At 73.6% G+C, this 24,033-nt stretch carries 23 protein-coding genes and 2 pseudogenes; 14 read left to right on the top strand and 11 right to left on the bottom strand.

Annotated elements, in window-relative coordinates:
* Nucleotides 1-106: 106 nt before the first annotated feature.
* Nucleotides 107-2,095: an RICIN domain-containing protein gene (locus tag BLW14_RS06010; RefSeq protein ID WP_093705084.1), complete on the top strand. Its 1,989-nt coding sequence runs from the start codon at nucleotides 107-109 to the stop codon at nucleotides 2,093-2,095.
* A 21-nt stretch (nucleotides 2,096-2,116) separates the two neighbouring features.
* Here the strand turns inward: BLW14_RS06010 and BLW14_RS06015 are convergent, their stop codons facing one another.
* On the bottom strand, nucleotides 2,117-2,563 hold the full coding sequence (locus BLW14_RS06015) for a MarR family winged helix-turn-helix transcriptional regulator (protein ID WP_093705086.1): 447 nt from the start codon (nucleotides 2,561-2,563) through the stop codon (nucleotides 2,117-2,119).
* A gap of 270 nt (nucleotides 2,564-2,833) precedes the next feature.
* On the opposite strand from BLW14_RS06015, the gene BLW14_RS06020 reads away from it, so the two are divergent.
* From BLW14_RS06020 to BLW14_RS06030, 3 genes are all read left to right on the top strand, one after another.
* A complete protein-coding gene (locus tag BLW14_RS06020; protein ID WP_093705088.1) occupies nucleotides 2,834-3,454 on the top strand; it encodes an L-threonylcarbamoyladenylate synthase in 621 nt (206 codons plus the stop codon).
* 238 nt (nucleotides 3,455-3,692) lie between these two features.
* Nucleotides 3,693-6,143, top strand: coding sequence for a GTPase-associated protein 1-related protein (locus BLW14_RS06025; protein ID WP_093705090.1), 2,451 nt, complete (start codon nucleotides 3,693-3,695; stop codon nucleotides 6,141-6,143).
* Between the two features lie 138 nt (nucleotides 6,144-6,281).
* Nucleotides 6,282-6,743: a hypothetical protein gene (locus tag BLW14_RS06030; RefSeq protein WP_093705092.1), complete on the top strand. Its 462-nt coding sequence runs from the start codon at nucleotides 6,282-6,284 to the stop codon at nucleotides 6,741-6,743.
* Nucleotides 6,744-6,780: 37 nt separating this feature from the next.
* On the opposite strand, the gene msrB is transcribed toward BLW14_RS06030, so the two are convergent.
* The 4 genes from msrB to BLW14_RS06050 form a co-directional block, all read right to left on the bottom strand.
* Nucleotides 6,781-7,185: a peptide-methionine (R)-S-oxide reductase MsrB gene (msrB, locus tag BLW14_RS06035; protein ID WP_093705094.1), complete on the bottom strand. Its 405-nt coding sequence runs from the start codon at nucleotides 7,183-7,185 to the stop codon at nucleotides 6,781-6,783.
* 10 nt (nucleotides 7,186-7,195) lie between these two features.
* A complete protein-coding gene (murC, locus tag BLW14_RS06040) occupies nucleotides 7,196-8,593 on the bottom strand; it encodes a UDP-N-acetylmuramate--L-alanine ligase (protein ID WP_093705096.1) in 1,398 nt (465 codons plus the stop codon).
* Between the two features lie 42 nt (nucleotides 8,594-8,635).
* Complete coding sequence (locus BLW14_RS06045; RefSeq protein ID WP_093705098.1) at nucleotides 8,636-9,088, bottom strand: indole-3-glycerol phosphate synthase; 453 nt, start codon at nucleotides 9,086-9,088, stop codon at nucleotides 8,636-8,638.
* A 192-nt stretch (nucleotides 9,089-9,280) separates the two neighbouring features.
* Nucleotides 9,281-10,045, bottom strand: a complete 765-nt coding sequence (locus BLW14_RS06050) for a pyrimidine reductase family protein (protein ID WP_218137681.1) — start codon at nucleotides 10,043-10,045, stop codon at nucleotides 9,281-9,283.
* Nucleotides 10,046-10,082: 37 nt separating this feature from the next.
* Here BLW14_RS06050 and zapE point away from each other — a divergent pair, with 37 nt between their 5' ends.
* From zapE to BLW14_RS06080, 6 genes and pseudogenes are all read left to right on the top strand, one after another.
* A complete protein-coding gene (gene zapE / locus BLW14_RS06055; RefSeq protein WP_093705100.1) occupies nucleotides 10,083-11,222 on the top strand; it encodes a cell division protein ZapE in 1,140 nt (379 codons plus the stop codon).
* An 88-nt stretch (nucleotides 11,223-11,310) separates the two neighbouring features.
* Nucleotides 11,311-11,736 carry an OsmC family protein gene (locus tag BLW14_RS06060; RefSeq protein ID WP_093705101.1) on the top strand — a complete coding sequence of 142 codons (426 nt, stop codon included), beginning with the start codon at nucleotides 11,311-11,313 and terminating at the stop codon, nucleotides 11,734-11,736.
* A 75-nt stretch (nucleotides 11,737-11,811) separates the two neighbouring features.
* Nucleotides 11,812-12,354, top strand: a pseudogene (locus BLW14_RS35020) (spore coat protein CotH); the annotation flags it as partial.
* A 1-nt stretch (nucleotide 12,355) separates the two neighbouring features.
* Nucleotides 12,356-12,670, top strand: a pseudogene (locus BLW14_RS06070) (sensor histidine kinase); the annotation flags it as partial.
* 81 nt (nucleotides 12,671-12,751) lie between these two features.
* The gene (locus BLW14_RS06075; RefSeq protein ID WP_093705103.1) at nucleotides 12,752-14,128 is read left to right on the top strand and encodes an alkaline phosphatase PhoX; all 1,377 of its coding nucleotides are present in this window, start codon (nucleotides 12,752-12,754) and stop codon (nucleotides 14,126-14,128) included.
* A gap of 93 nt (nucleotides 14,129-14,221) precedes the next feature.
* The gene (locus BLW14_RS06080) at nucleotides 14,222-15,061 is read left to right on the top strand and encodes a polysaccharide deacetylase family protein (RefSeq protein WP_256332693.1); all 840 of its coding nucleotides are present in this window, start codon (nucleotides 14,222-14,224) and stop codon (nucleotides 15,059-15,061) included.
* A gap of 6 nt (nucleotides 15,062-15,067) precedes the next feature.
* Here BLW14_RS06080 and BLW14_RS06085 read toward each other — a convergent pair whose 3' ends face one another.
* From BLW14_RS06085 to BLW14_RS06100, 4 genes are all read right to left on the bottom strand, one after another.
* A complete protein-coding gene (locus tag BLW14_RS06085; RefSeq protein WP_256332694.1) occupies nucleotides 15,068-15,280 on the bottom strand; it encodes a hypothetical protein in 213 nt (70 codons plus the stop codon).
* 14 nt (nucleotides 15,281-15,294) lie between these two features.
* Complete coding sequence (locus BLW14_RS06090; protein WP_093705107.1) at nucleotides 15,295-15,966, bottom strand: ABC transporter; 672 nt, start codon at nucleotides 15,964-15,966, stop codon at nucleotides 15,295-15,297.
* A complete protein-coding gene (locus tag BLW14_RS06095; protein ID WP_256332695.1) occupies nucleotides 15,963-16,787 on the bottom strand; it encodes an ATP-binding cassette domain-containing protein in 825 nt (274 codons plus the stop codon). The genes BLW14_RS06090 and BLW14_RS06095 overlap by 4 nt, the downstream gene beginning before the upstream one ends.
* 65 nt (nucleotides 16,788-16,852) lie before the next feature.
* The gene (locus BLW14_RS06100; RefSeq protein ID WP_093705109.1) at nucleotides 16,853-17,530 is read right to left on the bottom strand and encodes an AIM24 family protein; all 678 of its coding nucleotides are present in this window, start codon (nucleotides 17,528-17,530) and stop codon (nucleotides 16,853-16,855) included.
* Between the two features lie 71 nt (nucleotides 17,531-17,601).
* On the opposite strand from BLW14_RS06100, the gene BLW14_RS06105 reads away from it, so the two are divergent.
* The 4 genes from BLW14_RS06105 to BLW14_RS06120 all read left to right on the top strand — a co-directional run bounded on the left by BLW14_RS06105 (nucleotide 17,602) and on the right by BLW14_RS06120 (nucleotide 21,628).
* Nucleotides 17,602-18,357: a peptidyl-tRNA hydrolase gene (locus BLW14_RS06105; RefSeq protein ID WP_093705111.1), complete on the top strand. Its 756-nt coding sequence runs from the start codon at nucleotides 17,602-17,604 to the stop codon at nucleotides 18,355-18,357.
* 134 nt (nucleotides 18,358-18,491) lie between these two features.
* Complete coding sequence (locus tag BLW14_RS06110) at nucleotides 18,492-19,778, top strand: MbnB/TglH/ChrH family RiPP precursor modification enzyme (RefSeq protein WP_093710652.1); 1,287 nt, start codon at nucleotides 18,492-18,494, stop codon at nucleotides 19,776-19,778.
* Complete coding sequence (locus BLW14_RS06115; protein ID WP_093705113.1) at nucleotides 19,694-20,800, top strand: TIGR04222 domain-containing membrane protein; 1,107 nt, start codon at nucleotides 19,694-19,696, stop codon at nucleotides 20,798-20,800. The genes BLW14_RS06110 and BLW14_RS06115 overlap by 85 nt, the downstream gene beginning before the upstream one ends.
* Nucleotides 20,801-20,863: 63 nt before the next feature.
* On the top strand, nucleotides 20,864-21,628 hold the full coding sequence (locus BLW14_RS06120) for a TIGR04222 domain-containing membrane protein (protein WP_093705115.1): 765 nt from the start codon (nucleotides 20,864-20,866) through the stop codon (nucleotides 21,626-21,628).
* 132 nt (nucleotides 21,629-21,760) lie between these two features.
* Here the strand turns inward: BLW14_RS06120 and hemQ are convergent, their stop codons facing one another.
* Both hemQ and hemG read right to left on the bottom strand, forming a co-directional pair.
* Nucleotides 21,761-22,495: a hydrogen peroxide-dependent heme synthase gene (gene hemQ / locus BLW14_RS06125; RefSeq protein ID WP_093705117.1), complete on the bottom strand. Its 735-nt coding sequence runs from the start codon at nucleotides 22,493-22,495 to the stop codon at nucleotides 21,761-21,763.
* Between the two features lie 4 nt (nucleotides 22,496-22,499).
* Nucleotides 22,500-23,972 carry a protoporphyrinogen oxidase gene (hemG, locus tag BLW14_RS06130; RefSeq protein WP_093705119.1) on the bottom strand — a complete coding sequence of 491 codons (1,473 nt, stop codon included), beginning with the start codon at nucleotides 23,970-23,972 and terminating at the stop codon, nucleotides 22,500-22,502.
* Between the last annotated feature and the right edge of the window lie 61 nt (nucleotides 23,973-24,033).

Consider the following 24,033-nt stretch of genomic DNA (forward strand, 5'->3'; position numbering starts at 1 on the left):
CGCTTGCCGTCACCCGAGTTGTCATGCGCAGGTCTTGACCGTGATGCCCGGGGCTTCCTAAGGTGCCGTCATCAGACGTCTGTTGTCTATACCACGGAGTCGCTCCATGACCGCAAGACGCGCTCTGCTCCTCTCAGCCCTGGCGCTGCCGCTGGCCGCCCTCCTGACCGCCCAGCCCGGCGCGGCCGCGCCGCAGCCGACGGCCGCCACCTCGTCCTTCTACGTCGACTGCGCGTCCGCCGCCGCGGGGAACGGCAGCGAAAGCGCACCCTGGAACACGCTGGCGCCGGTGAACGGGCACACGTTCCAGCCGGGCGACCACATCCTGCTGAAGCGCGGCTCCACCTGCACCGGCCAGCAACTCGCCCCCAAGGGCTCCGGCGCGGCCGGCTCCCCGATCGTGGTGGACGCCTACGGAACGGGCGCGAAGCCCGCGCTGGCCGGCGCCGGACAGGTCACCGACGTCGTGCGGCTCGCGGACCAGCAGTACTGGGAGATCCGCAACCTGGACATCTCCAACCAGGGCTCCGCCGCGGCCACCCGGCGCGGCGTGCACATCACCCGCACGGACTCGGGAACCGGCACGTACTACCGGATCTCCGGCCTGGACATCCACGACGTGAACGGGAACCAGACCAGGAAGGACGACGACGCGAGCGCCGGGATCTTCTTCGAGGTCCTCGGGAACACGACACCCACGAAGTTCGACGACGTGGCCATCACCGACAACACGGTGCGCACCGTCGACCGCTACGGCATCCACTTCTGGACCCGGTGGATGCGACGCCCTGAGCTGAACAACGCCAACTGCGGTACGACATGCGGGACATGGACCCCGCAGACCCGGGTCGTCATCCGGGGGAACACCGTCTCGGACATCGGCGGCGACGCCATCGTGCCGCACCACACCGAGGGCGCGCTCGTCGAGTACAACACGGTCGACGGCTTCCGCGAACGCGAGCCCGCGCACTGCGCGGCCGGCATCTGGGGCTGGAACACGCAGGACACCGTGTACCAGTACAACGAGGTGAGCGGCGGCAGGAGCGAGTGCGACGGGCAGGGGCTCGACCTCGACGAGGCCAACATCCACACGATCTACCAGTACAACTACAGCCACGACAACGAGGGTGGCTTCATCCTCCTGTGCAACGGCTCCGGTTCGACGACCGACGGCAACATCGTCCGCTACAACATCAGCCAGAACGACGGCGGCCAGCTCTTCGACATGGTCTGCGCGAAGACGACCGGCACGCTGATCCACAACAACACCTTCTACCTGGCCGACCCCGTCCAGATCATCAACAACGCCAACGGTTCGGCGGCGGCGAACGCCACGTTCACCAACAACATCTTCTACGTGGCCACGGCGGAGGCGAGTTACGTGAACGCGGCCGGCCTGGGCTTCGACTCGAACATCTTCCACGGCACGCACCCGGCCGGTGAGCCCGCGGACGCCCACAAGGTGACGGCCGATCCGAAGCTGGTCTCCCCCGGCACGGCGACCTCGCGCACCGACACCGGCGGCTACCGGCTCCAGGCCGGTTCCCCCGCGCTCGCCGACGGGGCGGTCATCGGGAACGCGGGCGGGCGCGACTACTTCGGCAACCCCGTGACCGCGGGCTGTGTGCCCGACCGGGGCGCCCACCAGTCGTCGACCGGGTGCGTCGAACCGGTGGGCCCCCAGGCCGGTGTCAGCCGGATCTCCGCGGGCAGCCAGGCCATCGACGTACCGGCGCACTCCAAGGCAACGGGCACACGGCTGGTCGGCTGGCTCTGGAACGGAGGGGCCAACCAGCAATGGGACGTGACGGCGAACGCCGACGGCACGTACACGTTCGAGAACACGGAGAGCGGCCTGTGCGCCGACGTGGAGGCCAACTCCACGCAGGCGGGCGCCGCGATCGTCCAGTGGACGTGCACGGGCGCGGACAACCAGCGCTGGACGGCGACCCCGGCGACCGGCGGTTACCGGCTGACGAGCAAGCGCAGCGGGCTGCTGCTCACCTCGGCCTCCACGGCCGACGGGGCCCCGCTCACCCAGCAGCCGGCCTCCGCGTCCGCGATACAGACCTGGACGTTCACTCGGACTCAGTGACCTGACACCCGCGCGCCCGGCTCAGTCGCGCGGCCAGGGCCGTCCATCGAGGCGCTCGATGTCCCGGTTGAGCCGGGCCAGGTCGTCGGCGAAGCGGGCGGCCTCCTCCGGGGTCCAGTCGGCCAGGACCCGCCGGAGCCCGTCCCGGTTCTCGGCCCGGTCCTTGTCGAGCCGGCGCTCGCCCTCGGCCGTGATGGCGAACTTGCGGGCGATCCCGCCCTCGGGGTCCGGGATGCGGTCGACGACGCCGGCCCGGAGCATCGCGGCCGTCTGCCTGTTCAGCGTGGAGGTGTCCAGTCCGAAGGCGTCGCGCAGCTGGCCGATGGACATCGGCCCCTGGGCCCGGATACGGCTGAGGAGGATGTACGCGCTCCGGTCGAGCCGCCCGTCGCCCCGCGAGATGAGCAGACTCATGTGCCGGCCGAGCAGCATCGTCTCGAACTCGATCCGGTCCACAGGCATGTCCACGCGCGGCTCCCTACGACGGCTGTGCGCCTGCCCCGCCGGGACGGCGACCTCTCTGTACAGATATACCACGGAATGTGTGCACGGTGCATGCATCATGCATCGTGCACACCCTCTGCGCGGCCCGAGCGGGGACCCCTCCGCGCCCCGCGCCGACCGGCCTAAAGAGGTTTGAACGGCCCCCGCCACTCGAACCGGTTGTCCTGCCTCCCCGCGGGCCGGACAACCCGCCGGCCCGCGTACCGCCCGCCCGCCCGGCCTTAGACTCGCCGGATGGCGAAGTATTTCGACGTACACCCCGAAAATCCCCAGCAGCGCACCATCACCAACGTGGCCGAGAACATCCGCTCCGGGTCGCTCGTCGCGTACCCCACGGACTCCTGCTACGCGCTCGGGTGTCAGCTCGGCAACCGGGACGGTCTGTCCCGCATCCGGGCGATCCGCGACCTCGACGACCGCCACCACTTCACGCTGATGTGCCAGAACTTCGCCCAGCTCGGGCAGTTCGTGCACATCGACAACGACGTGTTCCGTACGGTCAAGGCGTCGACGCCCGGCCAGTACACGTTCATCCTGCCGGCGACGAAGGAGGTGCCGCGCCAGCTGCTGCACCCGAAGAAGAAGACCGTCGGCGTCCGCATCCCGGACCACCCCGTGGTCCAGGCGCTCCTGGGGGAACTGGGCGAACCGCTGCTCTCCAGCACGCTGCTGCTGCCCGACGAGGCCGAGCCCCTGACCCAGGGCTGGGAGATCAAGGAACGCCTCGACCACGAAGTGGACATCGTGCTCGACTCGGGCGACTGCGGCACGGAGCCCACGACGGTCATCGACTTCTCCAACGGAGAGCTGGAGATCGTACGCCGGGGAGCCGGCGACACGTCGCGGTTCGAGTAGGACGGCGCCCGCCCCCCGACGAGGACGGTCGGCGCGCCAACGCCCCCTGCCCCCACGGCCGTCGGACTTCCCGCTTCTCGCCGCGGGGGCACGAGCGCACGCGCCTCCTTGATAGCGTCGCCCCAGCGACTGCGGAGCACTCCCCGCCGGGGTCGCCGCTCTGCCGGACGGCGCTGCCACGGTGCGAGCGGGTTCGGGTGGCAGGGGATCTTCAGGCAGGGACGAAGAGAGCCGACGCATGAGCCTCGCGCAGTTGCACTACACCTCCGCGGCGGACGGGGACGGAACCGGCGAGGACGGGCCGACAACCGCCCGGTTCACGGTGGTTGACGCCTCGATACCCGCGTCCGTGCTGACCGAGGCGGGGCCCCTGCTGGCGTACGAGGCGCCGCGCGGCACCCCGGAACGGCTCACGGACGCCGCCCTTCGCGCCCTGCCCGAGGCGCTCAGCTACAGCCTGCTCTCCGACGGCAGCCGGCTGCTGGCCCGGACCGTCGCGGTGCGCTCCCCCCGCTCGTCCGCCCTGCGCTTCCACGCGCACGCGGTCCATCTCCCCGGCGGCACCCGCCTTCCCGAAGGAACGCTGCCCCTCACCGCCTGCCGCTCCGCCCGCTGGGCCTCCGGCACACCGGACCGGCCGCACCCCGACCCGCTCGCCGCACTGCCGGCCACGACCGGCAACGAGGCCCGCGAACGCGAGGCCCTCAACGACTTCGCCGTCTCGCGCGGTCCCTGGCTCGCCGGAGTGCTGGCCGGTCTGCGCCGCCTGCACGCCCCCGGAGCACCGGAGCGGGTCGTGCTCGTGGAGCGGCAGAGCGCGGACGTCGCCCGGTGGCTCGCGCTGGCCGGGACCGCCCTGCCGGACGGGCTCGCCGAGCGCCTGACCTTCACCACCTACACCCGCCGCCCGCGCGAGGCCGCGCAGCAGGTCGTCGGGGTGCTGCCCGAGGACGCCGAGGATCTCGCGGGCTCCGGGCTGAGCGTGCACGTGTGCAGCGGGCCCCGACCGGAGGGGCCGGTGGGCGACGTCTGGGCCGAGACGGCCGCCCGGGTCTGGCGCAGCCGGGCGCCGGAGCTGTTCCGGGAGGCGGCCGCGCTGCCCGGGGAGCCGTTCGCGGCGGGGCCGCTGGCGGTGACGGCCCTGTGCGCCGGGATACCGCTCGGCACCGACGAGCGCGCGGCGGCGGCCGGCTGGGCCGCCGAGCGGCCGTACGCGCTGGACGGGAAGCGGACCCGGCAGCTGATCGAGGCACTGACCGCGCCGGGGGTCGACGACCGCTCCGGACCCGAGTTCGACGCCGCCGGGCTGCTGTTCGCCGCGCTCGACGGCCGCTCCCCCGTGACGACGACCGCCCCGCTCGCCGCGATGCTGGTGACGGAGGCGGTGCGCGGTGGCAACGGCTCCCTGGAGCTGCCGGGCCGCACCGCCTTCAGCGGCCCCGAGGGCACGGCCGTCGCCGAGGTCCTCGGCCCGGAGATCCTGTCCGAGCTGGGCGGCGCGGGCGTCGGCCTGGACGTGGCCCGTACGGTGCAGTTGCTGCGGGTGGCCCGGCTGCTCGGGGTGGACTGCGCCGAGCTGCTGCCCTCGGTCGTGGACCGGCTGGCCCCCGCGCTGCTGAGCGGCGGCGGAGAGGGCGCCCCGGACTGGGCGCCGGCGCTGCTGGAGCTGATGGACGAGCAGTTCGACGTCCGTACCGCCCTGCTCGGCGCACTGGACCGGATCGCGCCGGAGAGCCCGGCCGGGGTGGAACGGCTGCTGAGCCGGGTTCCGCTGCCCTTCACCGGGACGCAGGCGCTGCCGCACCTGCGGATGTGCGCCGGGGCGCCGGAGGCCAAGGCCGGCTGCGGCGAGGACCGGGTGGCGTCGTTCCAGCGGATTCTGCGCGCAGGCGGGGTGTCCCCGTTCGCGGAACCGCTGGTGCTGCGGACCGCGGCGGGCCTGGTGTGGAGCGAGGAGGCACCGACGCCCGCGGAGGCCCGGCTGCTGCTGGAGGCGGCGACCTCCGACGCGCACCGGGCGGCCGGCACCTGGTCGCTCCTGGTGGCCGCGGCGCTCGGTGCCGGAGCCGGCGACGGGGAGGCGCCGGAGCTGGCCCACGACCTGCTGCGCGGCTTCCCGCAGGAGACCGGGGGCCGGGTGCGCGCGGCGCTCCAGCTGCTGGATTTCGCCCGGGACGTGCGCGCGGGGGCGGCGGAGCCGGAGTGGGCCGAACGGGTGCGGGCGCTGCGCGCGGAGGCGGAGCCGGTGGAGCCGGGCGTGCTCGGGCAGGCGTGCGAAGCGGTGGCCGGGCGGCTGCTGGCGCCGGAGCGGCCCGAGGCCGAGCTGTACGCCGTGGTGCACAGCGGTGACACGGACCTGGTCGCCGCCTACGAGCGGGCGGCGCGCGGCGAAGCCGTCCGGGCACGGCTGGCGGCCGACCCCGGGTACGCGGCGGAATGCTTCACGGTCTGGACGGCCCACCCGCACGCCGGGCCCGTCTGGAGCGCGGCCGCCTCCGGGCTGCTCGAAGAGGTGCTGCGTCCCGTGGTGCGGAAGCTTCCCCCGGACAGGGTCACGGCGGTCGAGGAGGCGGTCGGGAGCTCGGGCAGCAGCGGCCGGGCGGAGGCGTTCCGCGACTGGAACCGCCGCGAGCGCCGCACCCTGGGGCGCCTGGGCCGGCGCATCGCGGGGCGGGTCCGGCGGGGCTGAGCGGGCGGGGTCCCCCGGCCCTGCGGCCCGCCCCGGCGCCCCGTGCGTCGCGGCGCGCCCCCGGCGCCGGGTACCGTTGAGGGCACCGATCTCGTGCGCCCTCCTGGCGGGCTGCGTGGACCCCAGGAGGAGCAGCACATGACGACGAACCGCGGCCGCAAGGACGTCATCCGCGACCGGATGGCGGCGACCGGCGAGTCGTACAACGTGGCGGCCCGCAACCTCAAGGCCATGAAGGACATGGGTGCCACGCGCGAGGCGGTCCTCACCCAGCGCTGGCAGCCGGCCGATTCGCCGGACGTGCCCTGCCCCTGTGGCGGCACCTGCGAGCCGGGTGAGCGGTGCGGGCGCTGCCACGCGCTGCACCGGCACGTGGCGCGCTACCCGGGCAGCACCACGGAGGTCGAGACGTGGGTGGACCGCTACGAGTGCCTGGGCTGCCCGGCCTCGTACACGCTGACCGTGACCCTGCCGGGCCGCCCCTGGGGTGTCGCGGAGACGGTGGTCAGGGGCGGCGCGGCGGAAGAGGTCGTGCGGGCCCGGGTGTTCCCGGGGGTGGCGCACCCGCTGCTGCGCCAGGAGGACCCGGCCGAGGACTGACGCGGGGCGCCGGTCCTCGTACCGGACACCGGAGGGATCAGGCGTCCGGGCTCAGCCGCAGCGAGATCGAGTTGATGCAGTACCGCTGGTCCGTCGGGGTCGGGTAGCCCTCGCCCTCGAAGACGTGGCCCAGATGGGAGCCGCAGCGGGCGCAGCGGACCTCGGTGCGGACCATGCCGTGGCTGCGGTCCTGGATCAGTTCGACCGCGTCGGTGTCCTTCGGGTCGTAGAAGGACGGCCAGCCGCAGTGCGACTCGAACTTGGTGTCGGAGCGGAACAGCTCCGCGTCGCAGGCGCGGCAGGAATAGACGCCCTCGGTCTTGGTGTCCGTGTACTCACCGACGAACGCGGGCTCGGTGCCGGCCTTGCGCAGCACCGCGTACTCGGCGGGGGTGAGCTCCTCCCGCCACTGTTCGTCCGGCTTCTCGACGTCGTACGGCACGGTGGCTCCTTCAGCTCGACAGGTGGTCCAGGATCCGCGGGCCGAGGTCGGTGACGTCGCCCGCTCCCATGGTGAGAACGAGGTCGCCGGGGGTCGCCATTCCCGCGACGACCTCGGGGACCCGCTCCTTGTCGTGGACGGCGGTGACGTCGGCGCCGGCGGCGGTCGCGGCGTCGATGATCAGGGCGCTGGTGACGCCGGGGACCGGGTCCTCGCGGGCCGGGTAGATGTCCAGGACCACGGAGGCGTCGGCGAGCGCGAGGGCCTGGCCCATCTCGGTGCCGAGCTCCTGGGTGCGGGAGAACAGGTGGGGCTGGAAGACGACGAGGAGGCGGGCGTCGGTGGCGGCGCCGCGCATGGCCTCCAGGTCGGCGGTCATCTCGGTGGGGTGGTGCGCATAGCTGTCGATGACCTGGACGCCGGCGGCCTCGCCCTTGAGCTGGAGGCGGCGCTTGACCCCGGTGTACTTGCCGAGGGCCGAGGCGAGGTTGTGGGCGGGGATGCCGAGGGCGATGCCGGCGGCGAGGGCGGCCACCGCGTTGAGCGCGTAGTGGCGGCCGGGGACGGAGACGGTGAAGGTGAGGAACTTCCCGCCGAGGATCACCGTGACCTCGCTGGTCAGGCCGCGCGGGGTGATCTTGTGGACGCGCACGTCGGCGGTACCGGACTCGCCGTAGGTGACGACGGTCAGCGCGGGCAGCGCCTCGCGGACCCGGCGGGCCAGCTCGACGGCACCGGACTGGTCGGCGGAGACGACGAGGGTGCCCTCGGGAACGATCTTCCCGGCGAAGGTCTCGAAGGACTCGTAGATCTCGTCCATCGACGCGTAGTTCGCGTGGTGGTCCAGCTCGACGTTGAGGACGATCGCGACGTCGGGGTCGTACTTCTGGAAGCTGCGGTCGCTCTCGTCGGCCTCGGCGACGAAGATGTCGCCCTCGCCGTGCGTGGCGTTGGTGCCGGGCCCGGCCAGGTCGCCGCCGATGGCGTACGAGGGGTCGAGGTCCAGCTCGCTCAGGGCGACGGCCAGCATCGACGTGGTGGTGGTCTTGCCGTGGGTGCCGGCCACCGCGATGGAGCGGAGGCCGCCCATGAGCGAGGCCAGGGCGTCGGAGCGGTGCACGACGGGGATCGACAGCTCCCCGGCACGCACCAGCTCCGGGTTGTCGGCGCGGATGGCGCTGGAGACGACCACGCTGGTGGCGTCGTCGGCCAGGTGACCGGCGGCGTGCCCGATGTGGACGGTCGCCCCCAGCGCGCGCAGCGCGTCGGCAGTGGGTGACTCCTTGGCGTCGCTGCCCGCGACCTTCGCGCCGCGCTGGGCGAGGATCTTGGCGATGCCCGACATTCCGGCGCCGCCGATGCCGATGAAGTGCGGCCGTTCCATGGCGGCAGGAATACCGGGTGCCATACGTGTCTCTCCCAGGGTGCGTACGGGTAAGGGCCTCCCAGCCTATTCGCTGTGCGCGAAGAGCTTGAGCACCGGGACGCCGACCTTGTGCCGGGCCCGGGAGGCCCAGTCGCGGTGGAAGAACTCCTCGACGTAGTGGGGCGCGGTCAGCACGATGACCTCGTCGGCCCGGGACTCCTCGACGACCGAGGTGAGCTTGTCCAGGGGGTGGCTCTCGATCACCTGTCCGACGGCCTCGGAGCCCGCCTGGCGCAGGGCCTCCAGGGACACCTCGAGGGCGAGTCCGGCCGATTCCCTGGCGCTCCTGCCCTCGGGCTCCTCGCTCTCGCGGGCCGCTTCCTTCAGTTCGCCCATCGCCAGGTCGTCGATGGCCCGCAGCAGTACGTCCGCCTGGTCGCCGCGCGGCTGCATGAGGACGACGAAGGAGGTCCGCTCCTCCCCGTGCAGGGTGGTGACGAACTCGACGTCCTCGGACGTGAGGGCCTTCTCGATCATCAAAACGCTGGTGAACACCACAGAGCCCTTCTCTTCAGCGGCCGTCGCCGGTCGCTGCTGAAACCATCCTTCCCCGCGCTCGCACGGGGTCTGCGAGATCCATTCTGCCCACGGAACGCTAACCGGAACGTGATATTCCGCTGATTGACGCCCAGGGGTGAGGCCCCCGGGGCGTACCGGGACGGCCGGGTGTCAGGAGCGGCGGTACCGCGAGAAGAGGAACCCGTCCTCCTCCAGCAGCGCGTCCAGGGCGAATCGTTTCGGCACCTCCACCGCGGGCCCGCCCGCGATCCGCTGCGCGTCCCCCGCCGTGAGCAGCGGCGCGACGGTCAGGCACAGCTCGTCCAGCACGTCCCGGGCCACGAACTGCCCGAGCAGCCGGGGCCCGCCCTCGGTCAGCAGCCGCCGGTGCCCCCGGTCGGCCAGCTCCGCCACGGCGCGGGCCGGATCGACGCGCGAACCCTCCCCAGCGATCACGACCTCGGCGCCCGCCTTCCGGGCCGTCGCGATCCGGTCCGGGGGCGCGCCCGCCCCGGTCAGCACGAGCGTCGGGACCAGCGGCGAGACGAAGAGCGGGAGCGAGAAGTCCAGGTCCAGGCTGCCGCTGACCACGGCGACGGCGGGCGCGGGCGTCTGGCCGGCCGCCGCCCGCCGCGCCGCGAAGGCGTCCCGGGCCCTGGCCGGCCGGTAGCCCTCCTGACGTACGGTCTCGGCGCCGGCGATCACCACGTCGGCCAGGCCGCGCAGCGTGCCGAAGATCCGCATGTCGCTCTCGCAGGAGATCGGCTGGGAGCGGCCGTCGTGCTGGGCGGCCCCGTCGAGGGTCGAGACCATGTTGGCGCGGAGCCAGGGGCCGTCCGTACGGGGGTAGGCGTAGGCGTCGGCGAGATCGTCCAGGCTCCATTCGCCCGGGGCTTCGGCCGCTGTCAGGTCGGTCACAGGGAACAGGCGTCGCATGTCCGGCAGTCTGGCACGGGTCGTAAGCTTGACCGTTGTGTCGTCCTCCCACGCCGTGCCGGGGTCCAGCCCCATAGCCGAAACGGCCCCGCTGTCCCTGTGCGCCCGCGAGCCGCACGTCCCCGCCGACCGTCTGGTCGCCGAGATGGTGCCGCCGCCGCGCTTCGACTCGGTGCGTTTCGATACGTACGTACCCGACCCGAACCAGCCGAGCCAGACCGAGGCGGTCCGGGTCCTGAGCGACTTCGCCGCCGGCCTCGGCGGGGCGCACGCGATGGGGGCGGGCAAGTCAGGAAGAGCGCGAAGCGCATCCCTTGAGGGGTGGTGGCGGGCGACGGGTGGGCGGTTCGGCCGCAGGACGGTCCAGCCGTCCGGGCCGCGCGGGGTCTACCTCGACGGCGGCTACGGGGTCGGCAAGACCCACCTGCTCGCCTCCCTCTGGCACGCCACGCCGGCCGCGCCCGAGCTGAAGGCGTTCGGCACGTTCGTCGAGCTGACGAACCTGGTGGGCGCCCTCGGCTTCCAGCAGACCGTGCGGACGCTGAGCGGGCACCGGCTGCTGTGCATCGACGAGTTCGAGCTGGACGACCCGGGCGACACCGTGCTGGTGTCCTCGCTGCTGAGCCGGCTGGTCGAGGAGGGCGTCGCACTGGCCGCGACCTCCAACACGCTGCCGGGCAAGCTCGGTGAGGGCCGGTTCGCCGCCGCCGACTTCCTGCGCGAGATCCAGGGGCTCTCCGCGCACTTCCGGCCGCTGCGCATCGACGGCGAGGACTACCGCCACCGCGGGCTGCCCGAGGCCCCGCCGCCGTACTCGGACGAACAGGTCACCAGGGCCGCGTACGCCACGCCGGGCGCCGCCCTGGACGACTTCCCCTCGCTCCTCGACCACCTGGCCCGCGTCCACCCCAGCCGGTACGGGGCGCTGACGGACGGGGTGAAGGCGGTGTGCCTGACCGACGTGCGGCCGGTGCCCGACCAGTCGACCGCGCTGCGGCTCGTGGTGCTGGCGGACCGGCTGTACGACCGGGAGGTGCCGGTCCTCGCGTCCGGGGTGCCCTTCGACGAGCTGTTCAGTGAGGAGATGCTGAACGGCGGGTACCGGAAGAAGTACTTCCGGGCGATCTCCCGTCTCACGGCGCTGGCGCGCGACGCGAAGGGGCTGGTGGCGCAGTAGGTTCGGGGGCGTAAGGACGTACCACCGGCGGGACACGACGACGTGCCCCGCCGTCCCGTACCACCGCGCACCGTTCGAAGGGACCAGCATGGCTACCACGCGTACCGCCCACACGGAGTGGGAAGGCAACCTCCTCGATGGCAAGGGGGTCGTCACCCTCGACTCGTCCGGGATCGGCGAGTACCCGGTCTCCTGGCCGTCCCGTGCGGAGGAGGCGAACGGGAAGACCAGTCCGGAGGAGCTGATCGCCGCGGCCCACTCCAGCTGCTTCTCGATGGCTCTCTCGCACGGCCTCAGCGGCGCCGGCACCCCGCCGGCCCGGCTGGAGACGAAGGCCGATGTCACCTTCCAGCCCGGCACCGGCATCACGGGCATCCACCTCACCGTGGTGGGCACCGTGCCGGGTCTCGACGAGGCCGGCTTCGTCAAGGCGGCCGAGGACGCGAAGGCCAACTGCCCGGTCAGCCAGGCGCTTTCCGGCACCACGATCACGCTGAGCGCGTCGCTCGCCTGATCGCACTCCCACTGTGTCCCCGGGCCGTCGGTCCGGGGACACAGCCGTTTGCGCACCGGCCGTGTTCACCTTCCGGTCACGGAGGACGTGAAGGGCACGGTAGGGCTGTACGACACGTCGGTGAAGCACTCCGTGCAACTGGAGTACAAGCAGACCGACTTCGACAAGATGATGAAGGAGTTCGAGAAGGACGGCACGAAGGACTCCATCCCGGCGGACCTCACGATCGACGGGGTCTTCCTCCAGGACGTCGGCATCCGGCTCAAGGGCAACTCGACGCTGATGTCCCTGCGCGGGAACCGGGGCGGCGGCCGGGGCGGAATGCCGGGCGGCGCGCAGGCGCCGGGCGCTCCGACAGGCGGCGGCGAGGGCGCGCAGGGCGACCGGGCAGACCAGGGCGACCAGGGCAGGCAGGACGGACAGGGCGGGCAGATGCCCGGCGGCGGCCGGGGCGGCGGGAGGACGCAGTACGACCTGTCCGCCGACAAGCCCGAGGAGCTGCCCTGGCTCATCAAGATCGACGAGTACGTGGAGGGCCGCGCGTACCAGGGCGAGCGGGAGATCTCGCTGCGCCCCGGCAGCAACGCCCAGGTGCCCGTCAACGAGGCGCTGGCGCTCTTCCGACCGGCCCGGCCGCAGCAGCGCCACGGCGGCGCTGACCGCGGGGGTGCCGGCGTGCGTGGTGGAGGTGGCGGACGACGGTCCCGGGCTGGCGGCCGACGCGGCGCGGCAGGTGTTCGAGCGGTACTACCGGGGGCCCGCCGCGGCCGGGGAGGGCGTCGAACCGGGGTCGGGGCTCGACCTGTCGATCGCCGCCACGATCGCCGAGGCGCACGGCGGGCGGCTGGAGCCCGACACCCGGCCGGGCTACGGCTGCGTCTTCCGTCTGCTGCTGCCCCGGAGCGTCGGCCCGGGTCCGGACTGCCCGGCGTGACAGCGTTCAGCGATGGCCTCGGATGGGCAGGCCTGCTCTTGACGAAGCCATGCCACCTGTCCCCCAAGCAGGGAGTTGCTCATGTCAGTCGCACCCCGCCCCGCCGCCACCCGGCGAAACGTTTTGGCCGCGAGCGGCGCCGCCGCCGTCTCCATCGCCTTCACGGGGGCGTTCACCGAACTCTTCGCGGGAAGCTCGGCCGCCCGCGGCCACAGCGGTTACGGCCCGCTCGTGCCGGACCCGGACGGTCTGCTCGACCTTCCGCAGGGCTTCCGCTACCGGGTGCTGTCGCGGGAGGGCGACGCGCTCCGCTCGGGCGAGGGCCGGGTCCCCAGCCACTGCGACGGGATGGCCGCGTTCAAGGCCAGGGGCGGGCACGTACGGCTGGTGCGCAACCACGAGAACCGGGTGGACGCCGCGATCCCCGTACCGACGGTCGAGGGGCTCACGTACGACCCGATGGGCAAGGGCGGCTGTACGGCCCTGGAGCTCGACGGCAACAACCGGGTGCTGACCGAACGGGTCGCGATCGCGGGCACGGCGGTGAACTGCGCGGGCGGGCGCACCCCCTGGGGCACCTGGCTGACCTGCGAGGAGACCGAGGACAGGGCCGGCACCAACGGCTACACCAAGGACCACGGCTACGTCTTCGAGGTGGACGGCGCCGATCCGCGCCGCACCGGTGCCGTGCCGCTGACCGCGATGGGCCGCTTCCAGCACGAGGCCGTCGCGATCGACCCGCACAACGGGACCGTGTACGAGACGGAGGACGCGTTCGAGAAGCCGTTCGGCCTCTTCTACCGCTTCCTGCCGAAAAAGCCGCTGGGCGGTACGGGTTCGCTGCGCGCGGGCGGCCGGCTGGAGGCCATGCGGGTGCCGGGGGTGCCCGACCTCTCGGCCGTCCAGGAGACCGGGACGGCGTTCGAGGGCGTCGAGTGGGTCCCCGTACCGGATCCGCAGGCCGCCGAAACGCCCATCAGGTTCCAGGACTTCGGCCCCGGGGGCATCACCCACGGCCAGAAGCTGGAGGGCTGCTACTGGGGCGGCTCGTGCGTCTACTTCGTCTCCAGCTTCGCGCATCGCGACGAGGGTTCGGCGGCGGACCACTACGGCCAGGTCTGGCGCTACGACCCGGCCCGGCGCCGGCTGACCCTGGTCATCGTCTTCGGTCCGGACACCGACCTCCAACTGCCCGGCGAGTCCCCCGACAACATCACCCTGGCCCCCGACGGCGGCCTGATGGTCTGTGAGGACGGCGGCGGCGCCCAGCACGTGTTCGGCCTGACCCGGCGCGGCGAGGTGTACCCGATGGCGCGCGGCCGGCAGAACACCGGGACGCCGGAAGAACCGGAGTGGGGCGAGTTCGCGGGCGTCACGTTCGCACCGGACTACGGGACGATGTACGTGAACGTCTACACGCCGGGCACCACGTTCGCGGTGACGGGGCCGTGGCGCTGACGGGCTGAGACCTCGTACGCCATCTGCGTGGGGCGGAGCCCGGTCGGCGTGCCCGCCCCGCGCGCCTTCTGGTCGATCGTCTAGCTTCCGGAAATGATCAGATTTACCCACAAGATGGCTGTTTCGGGAGTGCTGGGTGCGGTGCTCGTCGGATGCGGACAGGCCGGTCCCCGTACAGCCGTAGAGCGGCCCCCGGCCTCCGCTTCCCCCTCCCCCTCGGCCGCCACCGAGCGGCCCGCCGTCATGGCCCCCGGGCCCGGCGGGCTGACCCCCGTGTTCAAGCGCGGGCCCCAGCACGCGGCCAAGGTCGTCGCCCTGAGCTTCGACGCCGACATGACGGCCGACGAGGGACCGCGCGCGGCGGCCGGTGAGCACTTCGACAACCCGGAGCTGATCGCCCTGCTGCGCCGGCTGAAGGTGCCCGCGACTGTGTTCATGACCGGGCGGTGGGCCGAGGAGTACCCGGACCAGGCCCGCTCCATCGGCACCGATCCCCTCTTCGAGATCGGCAACCACTCCTACAGCCACTACGCCTTCACCACGCCCTGCTACGGGCTGCCCACGGTGGAGGAGGGCGGCGTGCGCGAGGAGGTGCGGCGGGCCTTCGGGGCGATCCGCGAGACCGGCGCCCGCAACGTGGTGCCGTACTTCCGCTTCCCCGGCGGCTGCTACGACGACGACACGCTGCGCGTCCTCGGGCCGGAGAAGGTGACCGCCGTCCAGTGGGACGTCGTCAGCGGCGACGCCTTCGCGACGGACGCCGACGCGGTCGCCGAGCAGGTGCTGGACGGGGTGCGGTCCGGTTCGCTCGTCGTCATGCACTGCACCCGCAGCGCGGCGCCGGTGACCGCCGACGCGGTCGCCCGGGTCGTACCGGAGCTACGGAAGCGCGGCTACCGCTTCGTCAAGGTGTCCGAGTTGATGGCGGGCTGAAGAACCTCAGCCCGAGCACGCCGCGCGCTGGGCCTCCTGCCACTCGCACACCGGGCACAGCGTGATGCCCTTGACCGACTCGGCGTACTCGGTCGGCTTCCGGCACAGCACGCACTCGGCGTATGGCGGCCCCTCGGCCCGTTCCGGGGTGCCGGCCGGGGCCGTCTCGCAGTAGGACCCGGATTCCGCTGCCACCCGCTCGTTCCCGTCCTCACTCATGCGTACGAGCCTACTCACCCGCGCATCGCGGTGAGCCGGCAGGCGAGCGCGACCGCGGCGGCCGCGACGGCGGCCGCCCCGAGCAGCGGGAGCACCGGCACATGGACGGTGCCGGTCAGCGAACCGGAGACCAGGCCCGTCACCGCGGCCTTCGCGGGCGACCCGGCGGTCACCAGCGCCAGCAGCGCCACGAGCACGGTCGCCGCGACGGACCAGCCGCGTCCGTGCAGCAGCGGCCGGCCGCACAGCGCGCCCGTCGCCGCGCCCAGGAGCACGCAGCACGCGGTCGCGAGGAGTCCGGCGGCCCCGGCGGGCGGCAGGGGCACCCGCACCGAGTGGTCCGTACTGGCCGGGTCGCTGATCGCCAGCACCACGGCGGTCGCGGCCGTCCCCAGCAGCCCGGCGCACCCCAGCGCGGCGAGCAGGGCCGCCAGATGGGCCCTCGGCTGCCCGCCGGCCGCGGCCGCGACGACCGCCCGGGCGGCCGGCGGCTCCTGGGTGACGCAGACGCGCACCAGCCACGCGGTGACCGGCAGCATCCCGGCGGCTGTGTAGCCGAGGGAGTCGAGGACGGGCTCTCCGGAGCGGACGCCAACGGCGAGGAAGGCCAGGTACAGCAGTACCGGGGCGAGCCAGCGCTGCGACCGGACGAGCAGGTCGGCCTGGTAGCGGATGAGCGCGGTCATGGTGTGCGGTCCCCGTCCCGGGTGGTCGAGCGGTGCGGCTGGGGGTCCGGCACCGGCGCCACGCCCCCGATGTGCCACGGCGGCCGGGCCGTGAGCAGCGCGCGGAGCAGGGCGTCGGAGTGCGCGGCCGGGACCGAGAGGCTTGCCGTCCCGTCGGCGGCCAGGGTGTACGCGGGAGCACCGGGCAGCCCGGCCGGCAGCGGGGTGCCCGGCGGGGCCGTCGCCTCGACGCGTACGCGGGGATCGAGGGCCGCGAGCGGCGCGGTGGTCAGGCCGAGCCCCTCGAAGCGGTACGCGGTGTCGACCGTGCCCGCCAGCCGTCGCGGGTCGTGGTCGACGAAGACGACCGTCGCCCCGGCGGTCACACGCTCCGCCACGGCCCGGTCCAGCTCGCCGCGCGCCTCGGTGTCGAGGCCGGTCCACGCCTCGTCGAGCACAAGGAGTTCCGGTTCGGCGAGGAGTGACTGGGCGACGGCGACCTTCTGGCTGGTGCCCTTGGAGAGCTCGGCGAGCGGGGTCCGGGCGTACGCGGCGGCGCCGAAGCGGGTGAGCCACTCGTGCGCCCGGTCCGCCGCGTCGGCCGTCCGCAGCCCCTGGACGCGGCCGAGGTGGACGAGATACCCGGCCGCCGTGAAGGGCAGGGCCGCCGGGAACCGCTCGGGGACGTACGCCGTACGCGGCCGGCGGCCCGTGATCCGGCCCTCGGAGGGCGCGTCGATCCCGGCCAGCAGCCGCAAGAGGGTCGACTTGCCGGTGCCGTTGGCGCCCTCGACGCGGACGAGGGAACGCGCGGGCAGGGCGAGGTCGACCCCGCGCAGCACCCAGGGCCCGGTGAGGCCGTACCTGCGGCCGACCCCCCGCAGCCGCAGGTTCTCCGTACCGGTGCTCAGTGGGACGACGCCTTCTCGGGCTTCAGCTCGCTCGGCCGTACGATCACGAACCCCTGCCCGTCCAGGCGCAGTTGAACGGCCTCCCCGGAGCCGCCCCGGATCATCGAGCCCACGCTCTGCGAGCGGTGCAGCGAGGTCTGGAGCTGGGCGCTCCAGCCGACGACGGCGTCCGTGTCGACGAAGACCGGCTGCTGGGGCGAGACGGGGATGACGATCGGGTAGCCGTCGCACATCAGGCCCAGCTTGCCGTGGCCGGTGAAGACGCTGTTGAAGAGGCCGCCGCCGGTCATCCCGGCACCCTTCACGGTCTTGATCTCGTACGAGAGCGTGGGGTCGAAGCACAGGACGTTGCGGCCGTTGATGGTGAGCGCGTCACCCTGCTCCAGCTCCACGATGAAGCAGTTGGCGGCCTCGTGGGCCAACCACACCTCGCCCAGGCCGCGTACGGCCATCAGCGGCAGCCCCTCGCCGGTGACCGCGCGCTTGAGCAGGCCGCCTATGCCCTGGCTCTTGTGCTCGAACTGCAGCTCGCCGCGGAAGGCGACCATGGATCCCTGGCGCGCGTGCATCTCCCCGTTGACCGCGTACTTGATGGATTTGGCGTTCTGCAGCGTCATCCCGGGGGCGGTTGCCTGCTCGACCATGTGCTCACTGGAAAAGAGATCGCTCTTCATACGCGGCATCCTCGCCCGGAGCCATACATTCCGCCAAGAACGGTGTCCGGGGCGGCTGGCAGACTGGTCGGGTGAGCAGCAACGACACCCCCGCGTCCCCGTCCGCCGAGCCGGCCTCCCTGCCCGTGGACAGCCCTTTCCGGTCCGAGCGGACGAACCGGGACGAAGCACCGCAGTACGTACTGCCGTTGGTGGTGCACATCGAGAAGGCCGCACCTCCCGCCCGCACCGACGCCCTGCGCACGGCCGCCCGCGCGGTCCTGGTGATGCTCTCCGACGAGCGGTCGGTGGGCGAGGGCGAGTGGGCGGGGGTGATGCGGGACTGGCAGGACGCCCGCATCCGCAAGGTGGTCCGGCGGGCCCGGGGCGCCGAGTGGCGCAAGGCGTCCGCGCTGCCCGGGATCACGGTGACGGGCGAGGAGGCCGAGGTGCGGGTCTTCCCACCGGTCCCCCTGGACGGCTGGCCGAAGGAGCTGGCCAAGCTCCAGGTCTCGGGGACGGACCTGGACGACCCGGAGCCGCCGGCCGCGCCCGGCCCGGCCCACCCGGTGCTCTGGCTCAACCCGGACCTCGGGATGTCGGCCGGCAAGGAGATGGCGCAGGTCGGGCACGGGGCGCAGCTCGCCTGGTGGGAGCTGTCGGAGACCGAGCGCAAGGCGTGGCGCGAGGCGGGCTTCCCGCTCTCGGTGGCCACGGCGGCGCCCGGCGACTGGCGGGAGCTCACGGAGAGCGGGCTGCCCGTCGTGCGGGACGCGGGCTTCACGGAGATCGCGCCCGGCTCGTGCACGGTGGTCGCCGATCACCCGGCGCTGCGGCGGGGTCGCTGAGGTCGCGGGCGGCTTTTGCGGGCGTTGCGCCGGAACCTCAAATGAAGCTCTGAACGTCACCCCTTCCGGATTCAGGGCCGCGCTCCGGGGCCATCACCCCTGCACGGAACGGGGGAAGCGATATGGGGGACCGCATGAGGCTGGGCATCGGAATCGGCTGGCGGCCGGAGATCGCCGACGAGGTGGAGGCGCTGCCGGGGATCGACTGGGTCGAGGCGGTCGCGGAGAACCTCTGCGCCGACCATCTGCCGGACTCCCTGGTACGCCTGCGGGAGCGCGGGGTCACCGTGGTGCCGCACGGGGTCTCGCTGGGCCTCGGCGGGGCCGACCGCCCGGACCCGGGCAGGCTCGCAGACCTCGCCGCCCGGGCCACGCTGCTGGGCGCGCCGCTGGTGACCGAGCACATCGCGTTCGTACGGGCGGGCGGGGCGCGCACCGGGTCTCCGGTGCTGGAGGCCGGGCATCTGCTGCCCGTGGCGCGGACCCGGGCGGCGCTGGACGTGCTGTGCGAGAACGTGCGCATCGCGCAGGACGCGCTGCCGGTGCCGCTGGCCCTGGAGAACATCGCGGCGCTGATCTCCTGGCCCGGCGAGGAGCTGACCGAGGGGCAGTTCCTCGCGGAGCTGGTCGAGCGGACCGGGGTGCGGCTGCTGATCGACGTGGCCAATCTGCACACCAACCACGTGAACCGGGGTGAGGACCCGGCGACCGCGCTCGACGAGCTGCCGGTGGAGGCCATCGCGTACGTGCATGTGGCGGGCGGGGTCGAGAAGGACGGCGTGTGGCACGACACGCACGCCCACCCGGTGACCGCTCCGGTGCTCGACGTGCTGGCCGAGCTGCGCTCCCGGGTCGACCCGCCGGGGGTGCTGCTGGAGCGCGACGACGCGTTCCCGCCGGCCGGTGAGCTGGCGGGCGAGCTGGATGCGATCCGGGGGACTCTGGCGGAGGGCCGGGGCGCCTCGGCGGCCTGGGCCGCCCAGGAGGTCCCACCCGCCGTGCCCGTCGCGGAGTCCGTACGGGACGGTGTCGCCGTCGCGCAGACCGCCCTGCTGTCCGCCTTGGTCGCCGGGACGCCCGCGCCGAAGGGGTTCGACCGGCAGCGGCTCCGGGTGCAGAGCCGTGCGCTGGCCGCCAAGCGCGCGGACGTCGTGGCGAAGGTGGCGCCCGAACTGCCGGAGATCCTGGGCAGCGGCTACCGGGAGGCGTTCCTCGCGTACGCCGGGGCGCGGCCCATGACCGCGGGGTACCGGCGCGACGCCCTGGACTTCGCGGAGCACCTGCTCGTCGCGGACCGCCCCGAGGACGACGCGGCCCGCCGCCGGCTGACGCACTGGTGGCGGGACCGGGCCGCGCCCCGGCCGCCCGGGCGTACCACCCGGCTGGTGCGGGCCGCCCGCTCCGTGCTGGCGGGGCGGTGACGGGGATGAACGTGCTGCCTGTCCTTCTGATCCTCGCCCTGGCCGTCTCGTCCGTCCTGCTGATCCGCGGTCTCGTCCGTGCCCGCCGGGGCCCGGGCGGGCCGGTGCACGACCTGTCCGAGGCGGCGTTCCTGAACGGCGGGCCCGGCCGGGTCGTCGACACGGCGCTCACCGCGATGCAGGCGGACGGCCGGCTGGACGTCGGCGGTCCGGGCATCGTCGCCGTGCTGCGGCCGGTCGCCCACGACCCGGTGGAGCGCGCGGTGCTCCAGGAGCTGGCCGCCGCGCCGAGCGGCGCGCTGGCCTCGCTGCGGCTGGCGGTGATGCGGCACGCGGCGGTGCAGGAGACCGGTGACGGTCTCGCCGCGCGCGGACTGCTGGCCCCGCCCGACGCGGCCGCGCGGTGGCGGCGGTGGGGAACGGCTCAGGGCGTGCTCTGTCTGCTGGGCCTGCCCGTGGCCTTCTTCATGGTCATCAGCCGGTTCCTGGAGGACGACCACGGCACCGGCACGGACGTGCCGTTGTTCCTCCTCACATTCCCGCCCCTGATCGCCGGGGCGCTGACCGGGCTGATCTGCGCGGCGGTGGCCCGGTCCCGGATCACCAAGGCGGGACGCACGGCGGCGGAGGAGTTCCGGGCCGCGCAGGCGCACCGGACCGATCCGGCGTTCCTGGTGGCGACCGGCGGCCCGCGCACCATCGCGGACCCGGCGCTGCGGACGCACCTGGTGACTGCGGCCCGGATCCGCCCCGCCTCCCCGTCCCACGGCTCGCACGGCTCCACGGACACGGCGCTGCTGCTCGCGACGACGGCCTGGTGCGCCGGGTCGGCCCCGGGCGGCGGCTGCGGGAGCACGTCGGGGAGCAGCTGCGGCGGGAGCTCGGGTTCCGGCTGCGGGGGCGGCTCGTCCTGCGGCGGCGGGTCGAGCTGCGGGGGCGGCGGGTCCAGTTGCGGCGGCTCCAGCTGCGGGGGCGGCGGGTCCAGCTGCGGCGGCGGGTCCAGCTGCAGCAGCAGTTCCTGAGACGGCCGTCCACCTGCTGGACGACCTCTGGCGCCGCGGCCCGCGCTCGCATAGAACACCGGCATGGTCCCGTTTCTGTTGTTGCTGGTCGCATGGGGTGCGGCGGGGGTCTCCTGCGTGCGGCTCTGCCTGGCGGGTGCCCGGCGGCCGGGCCGCGCGCCCCGGGACAGCGGCCGGCAACTCACGCTGTACGAGGCGGCGTTCCTGGCCGGCGGACCGCACCGGGTGGCCGATCTGGCACTCGTCTCCATGCATCTGCGGCGACGACTGCTGCTGGCCCACACCGGCTGGGCGACCGTCGTCGATCCGGAGGGCCGCGACGAGGTGGAGCGCACGGTGATCCGTGCCATCGGGCCGGAGGGCCAGTCGCCGATAGGGCCGGTGCGCGCGTCGGCAGCCGCGGCGGACGCCGTACGCGACGTGGCCGACCGGCTCGTCGACCGCGGTCTCGCGATGCCGCGCGGGGCGGACATGGCCGCGGCGGTGCGGGCGGTACGCGGGGCGGCGCTGCTGGTGGCCGCGCTGGGCGCCGCCGTCCTGGTTCCGGGAGGTCCGGACACCGGGCGCCCGGGTTGGTTCGCGCTGCCGCTCGCGCTGACCCTCGGATGCCTGGTCATAGCCCGGATCGAGGCGCACCCCTACGGTTCCTGGGCCTCCCCGGCCGGGCAGCGGCTGCTGGCGGCGTGCGCGGTGCCGGGGGACGGCGCGACGGGCGACACGCTGGTGACGGTCGCGGTGCGCGGGGTGGACGCGGTGGACGACCCCGCGCTGCGGGCCGCGCTGACCGGCCGCACAGGCGTACGGAAGCTGCTGGGCGCCCGCGAATGACAAACGGTGCGGCGCGCGGGAAGCGCGCCGCACCGCTGAGCCGAACCCGGTGTCGCTGGACCGGCGGACGGCACCAGGTGCCGTGTGCCCGCCGTCTGATCTTCCGGGTTGGGGTGGTCACAAGCCCGTTCGCTAGGCGAGCCCGGCCACCAGGTCCGCGACCGACTTGCGCCGGCCGGTGAAGAAGGGGACCTCCTCGCGGACGTGCATCCGCGCCTCGGAGGCCCTGAGGTGCCGCATCAGGTCGACGATGCGGTACAGCTCGTCCGCCTCGAAGGCCAGCATCCACTCGTAGTCGCCGAGCGAGAACGAGGCGACGGTGTTGGCGCGCACGTCGGGGTAGCCGCGGGCCATCTTGCCGTGGTCCGCGAGCATGCGGCGGCGGTCCTCGTCGGGCAGCAGGTACCAGTCGTAAGAGCGCACGAAGGGGTACACGCTGACGTAGTTGCGCGGCGTCTCGTCGGCGAGGAACGCCGGGATGTGCGACTTGTTGAACTCGGCGGGGCGGTGCAGCGCCATGTTCGACCAGACCGGCTCCAAGTGCCGCCCGAGACCCGTGCGGCGGAAGAGGTTGTACGCCTCCTGGAGCTCGTCCGCGGTCTCCGCGTGCCACCAGATCAGAAGGTCGGCGTCGGCGCGCAGGCCCGAGACGTCGTACGTGCCGCGGATGGTGATGTCCTTGGCCGCGAGCTGGTCGAACAGCTCCTGGACCTCGCCGGCGACGGCCGCGCGGTCCGTGTCGGCGGGCAGGACGTCGCGCAGCTTGAAGACGGACCACAGCGTGTAGCGGATGACCTCGTTGAGGTCCTTGGCCTTCTTGCCGGCGTTCGGAGCCTTGCTTGATGTCTCAGTCTCGGGTGCACTCATACGGCTATTGTCCCGCCTCGCTCCGAGTGCCCTGAACCAGGGTCGGCGTGGCGATGATCTCCCCCGCGAGATCCCCGGCGATCTCGTCCGCGGCCCGGTGGGCGCTCGCCACGCAGGCGGGGATGCCCACCCCGTCGTACACCGCGCCGCACACCCGCAGCGCGGGCAGCTTCGCGACCGCGTCGCGGATGCGGCCGACCCGCGCGAGGTGCCCCACCGGGTACTGCGGCAGCCCGCCGATCCACCGGGTGACCTCGGTCGCCACGGGCCAGGCACCGAGCCCGGTCGCGGCGGCCAGGTCGCGCAGCGACACGCCGACCAGCTCGCCGTCCTCGCGGTGCAGGTGCTCCTCCTCGCCGTACCGGCCCACCGAGGTGCGCAGCACGAACAGGTCGGGCGCCGCGTCGGCGACCCACTGCCACTTGTGGGTGGAGAAGGTGGCGGCCTTGATGGTGTGCCCGTCGACCGGCGGTACGAGGAAGCCGGAGCGCCCGTCGAAGGCGGTGCCGGTCACGTCGGAGCGCCGGAACGCCATGGTGACCAGGGCCATCGACGCGTACTCGACGCCCGCGAGTTCGGCCGAGGCCCCCGGCGACTCGGCGGCGAGCAGCGTGGCCGCGGACCAGGCGGGGACGGCGAGGACGATGCCGTCGGCGTGCACGACGCGGGTGTCGGTGCGTACGTCCCAGCCGTCTGCGGTACGGGCGAGGCCCAGCACGGGCGTCTCGGTGAGGATCGCGCCGCCCCCGGCCCGTACGGCGTCGGCGACGGCCCCCGGCAGGGTGCCGATGCCGCCCTCGATGCCCTGGAAGACGGGCCCGGTCTGCTGCCGGGCCGCCGCCTGCTCCTGGAGGCGAGTGACCCCGTCGAGCAGCGAGCCTCCCTGCCGGGCCGCCTGGAAGAGCTGCGGGACGGCGGCGCGCATCGAGATCCGGTAGGCGTCGCCCGCGTACACCCCGCCGAGCAGCGGCTCCACCAGCCGGTCGACGACCTCGCGGCCCAGCCGGTCCGCGACGTACGTGCCGACGGAGACGTCCTCGCCGACAGCGGTCGGGGGCAGTTCGCGGTCCTCGGCGATGCGGGCAAGTCCCTCGGGCGACAGCACCTCGCCGAGGACGGACGGGTCACCCGGGACGCCCATCACATGGCCCTTGGGCATGGGGCGCAGCGCGTCGCGCGTCCACAGGGCGGCGGTCGCCGTGGCGGGCGGCTGGAGGCGGTCGCCGAGGCCCACGGCGCGGGCCAGGGCGACGGCCTCCGGGCGGCGGGCGAGCATGGACTCGGCGCCGAGGTCGACCCGGGCGCCCGCGACCTCGCCGGTCATGAGCTTGCCGCCGAGGCGGTCGGTCGCCTCCAGGAGGGTGACCCTCAGCCCGGCGCCGACGAGCCGGTGGGCGGCCGCGAGTCCGGCGATGCCGCCGCCGATGACGACGACGTTGCGGGGGGCCCGGTCCGCGCGGTGTGTGGATGGCTGCATGGCTCCACTCTCTCAAACCGGTTCCGAGTCCTGACCGTGACCGCTTCGAAACCGGATTCGC

The sequence above is a fragment of the Streptomyces sp. 2131.1 genome, assembly GCF_900105515.1.
GTDB classification, from domain to species: Bacteria; Actinomycetota; Actinomycetes; order Streptomycetales; family Streptomycetaceae; genus Streptomyces; species Streptomyces drozdowiczii.

Bases quoted from the DNA above. Each gene is read 5' to 3' on its own strand.
- BLW14_RS06085 (WP_256332694.1), bottom strand. From the start codon at position 15,280: ATGAGTGAGGACGGGAACGAGCGGGTGGCAGCGGAATCCGGGTCCTAC.
- murC (WP_093705096.1), bottom strand. From the start codon at position 8,593: ATGGCACCCGGTATTCCTGCCGCCATGGAACGGCCGCACTTCATCGGC.
- hemG (WP_093705119.1), bottom strand. From the start codon at position 23,972: ATGCAGCCATCCACACACCGCGCGGACCGGGCCCCCCGCAACGTCGTC.
- BLW14_RS06010 (WP_093705084.1), top strand. From the start codon at position 107: ATGACCGCAAGACGCGCTCTGCTCCTCTCAGCCCTGGCGCTGCCGCTG.
- BLW14_RS06110 (WP_093710652.1), top strand. From the start codon at position 18,492: ATGAGGCTGGGCATCGGAATCGGCTGGCGGCCGGAGATCGCCGACGAG.
- BLW14_RS06060 (WP_093705101.1), top strand. From the start codon at position 11,311: ATGGCTACCACGCGTACCGCCCACACGGAGTGGGAAGGCAACCTCCTC.
- BLW14_RS06090 (WP_093705107.1), bottom strand. From the start codon at position 15,966: ATGACCGCGCTCATCCGCTACCAGGCCGACCTGCTCGTCCGGTCGCAG.
- BLW14_RS06025 (WP_093705090.1), top strand. From the start codon at position 3,693: ATGAGCCTCGCGCAGTTGCACTACACCTCCGCGGCGGACGGGGACGGA.
- BLW14_RS06030 (WP_093705092.1), top strand. From the start codon at position 6,282: ATGACGACGAACCGCGGCCGCAAGGACGTCATCCGCGACCGGATGGCG.
- BLW14_RS06075 (WP_093705103.1), top strand. From the start codon at position 12,752: ATGTCAGTCGCACCCCGCCCCGCCGCCACCCGGCGAAACGTTTTGGCC.
- BLW14_RS06020 (WP_093705088.1), top strand. From the start codon at position 2,834: ATGGCGAAGTATTTCGACGTACACCCCGAAAATCCCCAGCAGCGCACC.
- BLW14_RS06080 (WP_256332693.1), top strand. From the start codon at position 14,222: ATGATCAGATTTACCCACAAGATGGCTGTTTCGGGAGTGCTGGGTGCG.
- BLW14_RS06050 (WP_218137681.1), bottom strand. From the start codon at position 10,045: ATGCGACGCCTGTTCCCTGTGACCGACCTGACAGCGGCCGAAGCCCCG.
- hemQ (WP_093705117.1), bottom strand. From the start codon at position 22,495: ATGAGTGCACCCGAGACTGAGACATCAAGCAAGGCTCCGAACGCCGGC.
- BLW14_RS06120 (WP_093705115.1), top strand. From the start codon at position 20,864: ATGGTCCCGTTTCTGTTGTTGCTGGTCGCATGGGGTGCGGCGGGGGTC.
- BLW14_RS06045 (WP_093705098.1), bottom strand. From the start codon at position 9,088: ATGATCGAGAAGGCCCTCACGTCCGAGGACGTCGAGTTCGTCACCACC.
- BLW14_RS06100 (WP_093705109.1), bottom strand. From the start codon at position 17,530: ATGAAGAGCGATCTCTTTTCCAGTGAGCACATGGTCGAGCAGGCAACC.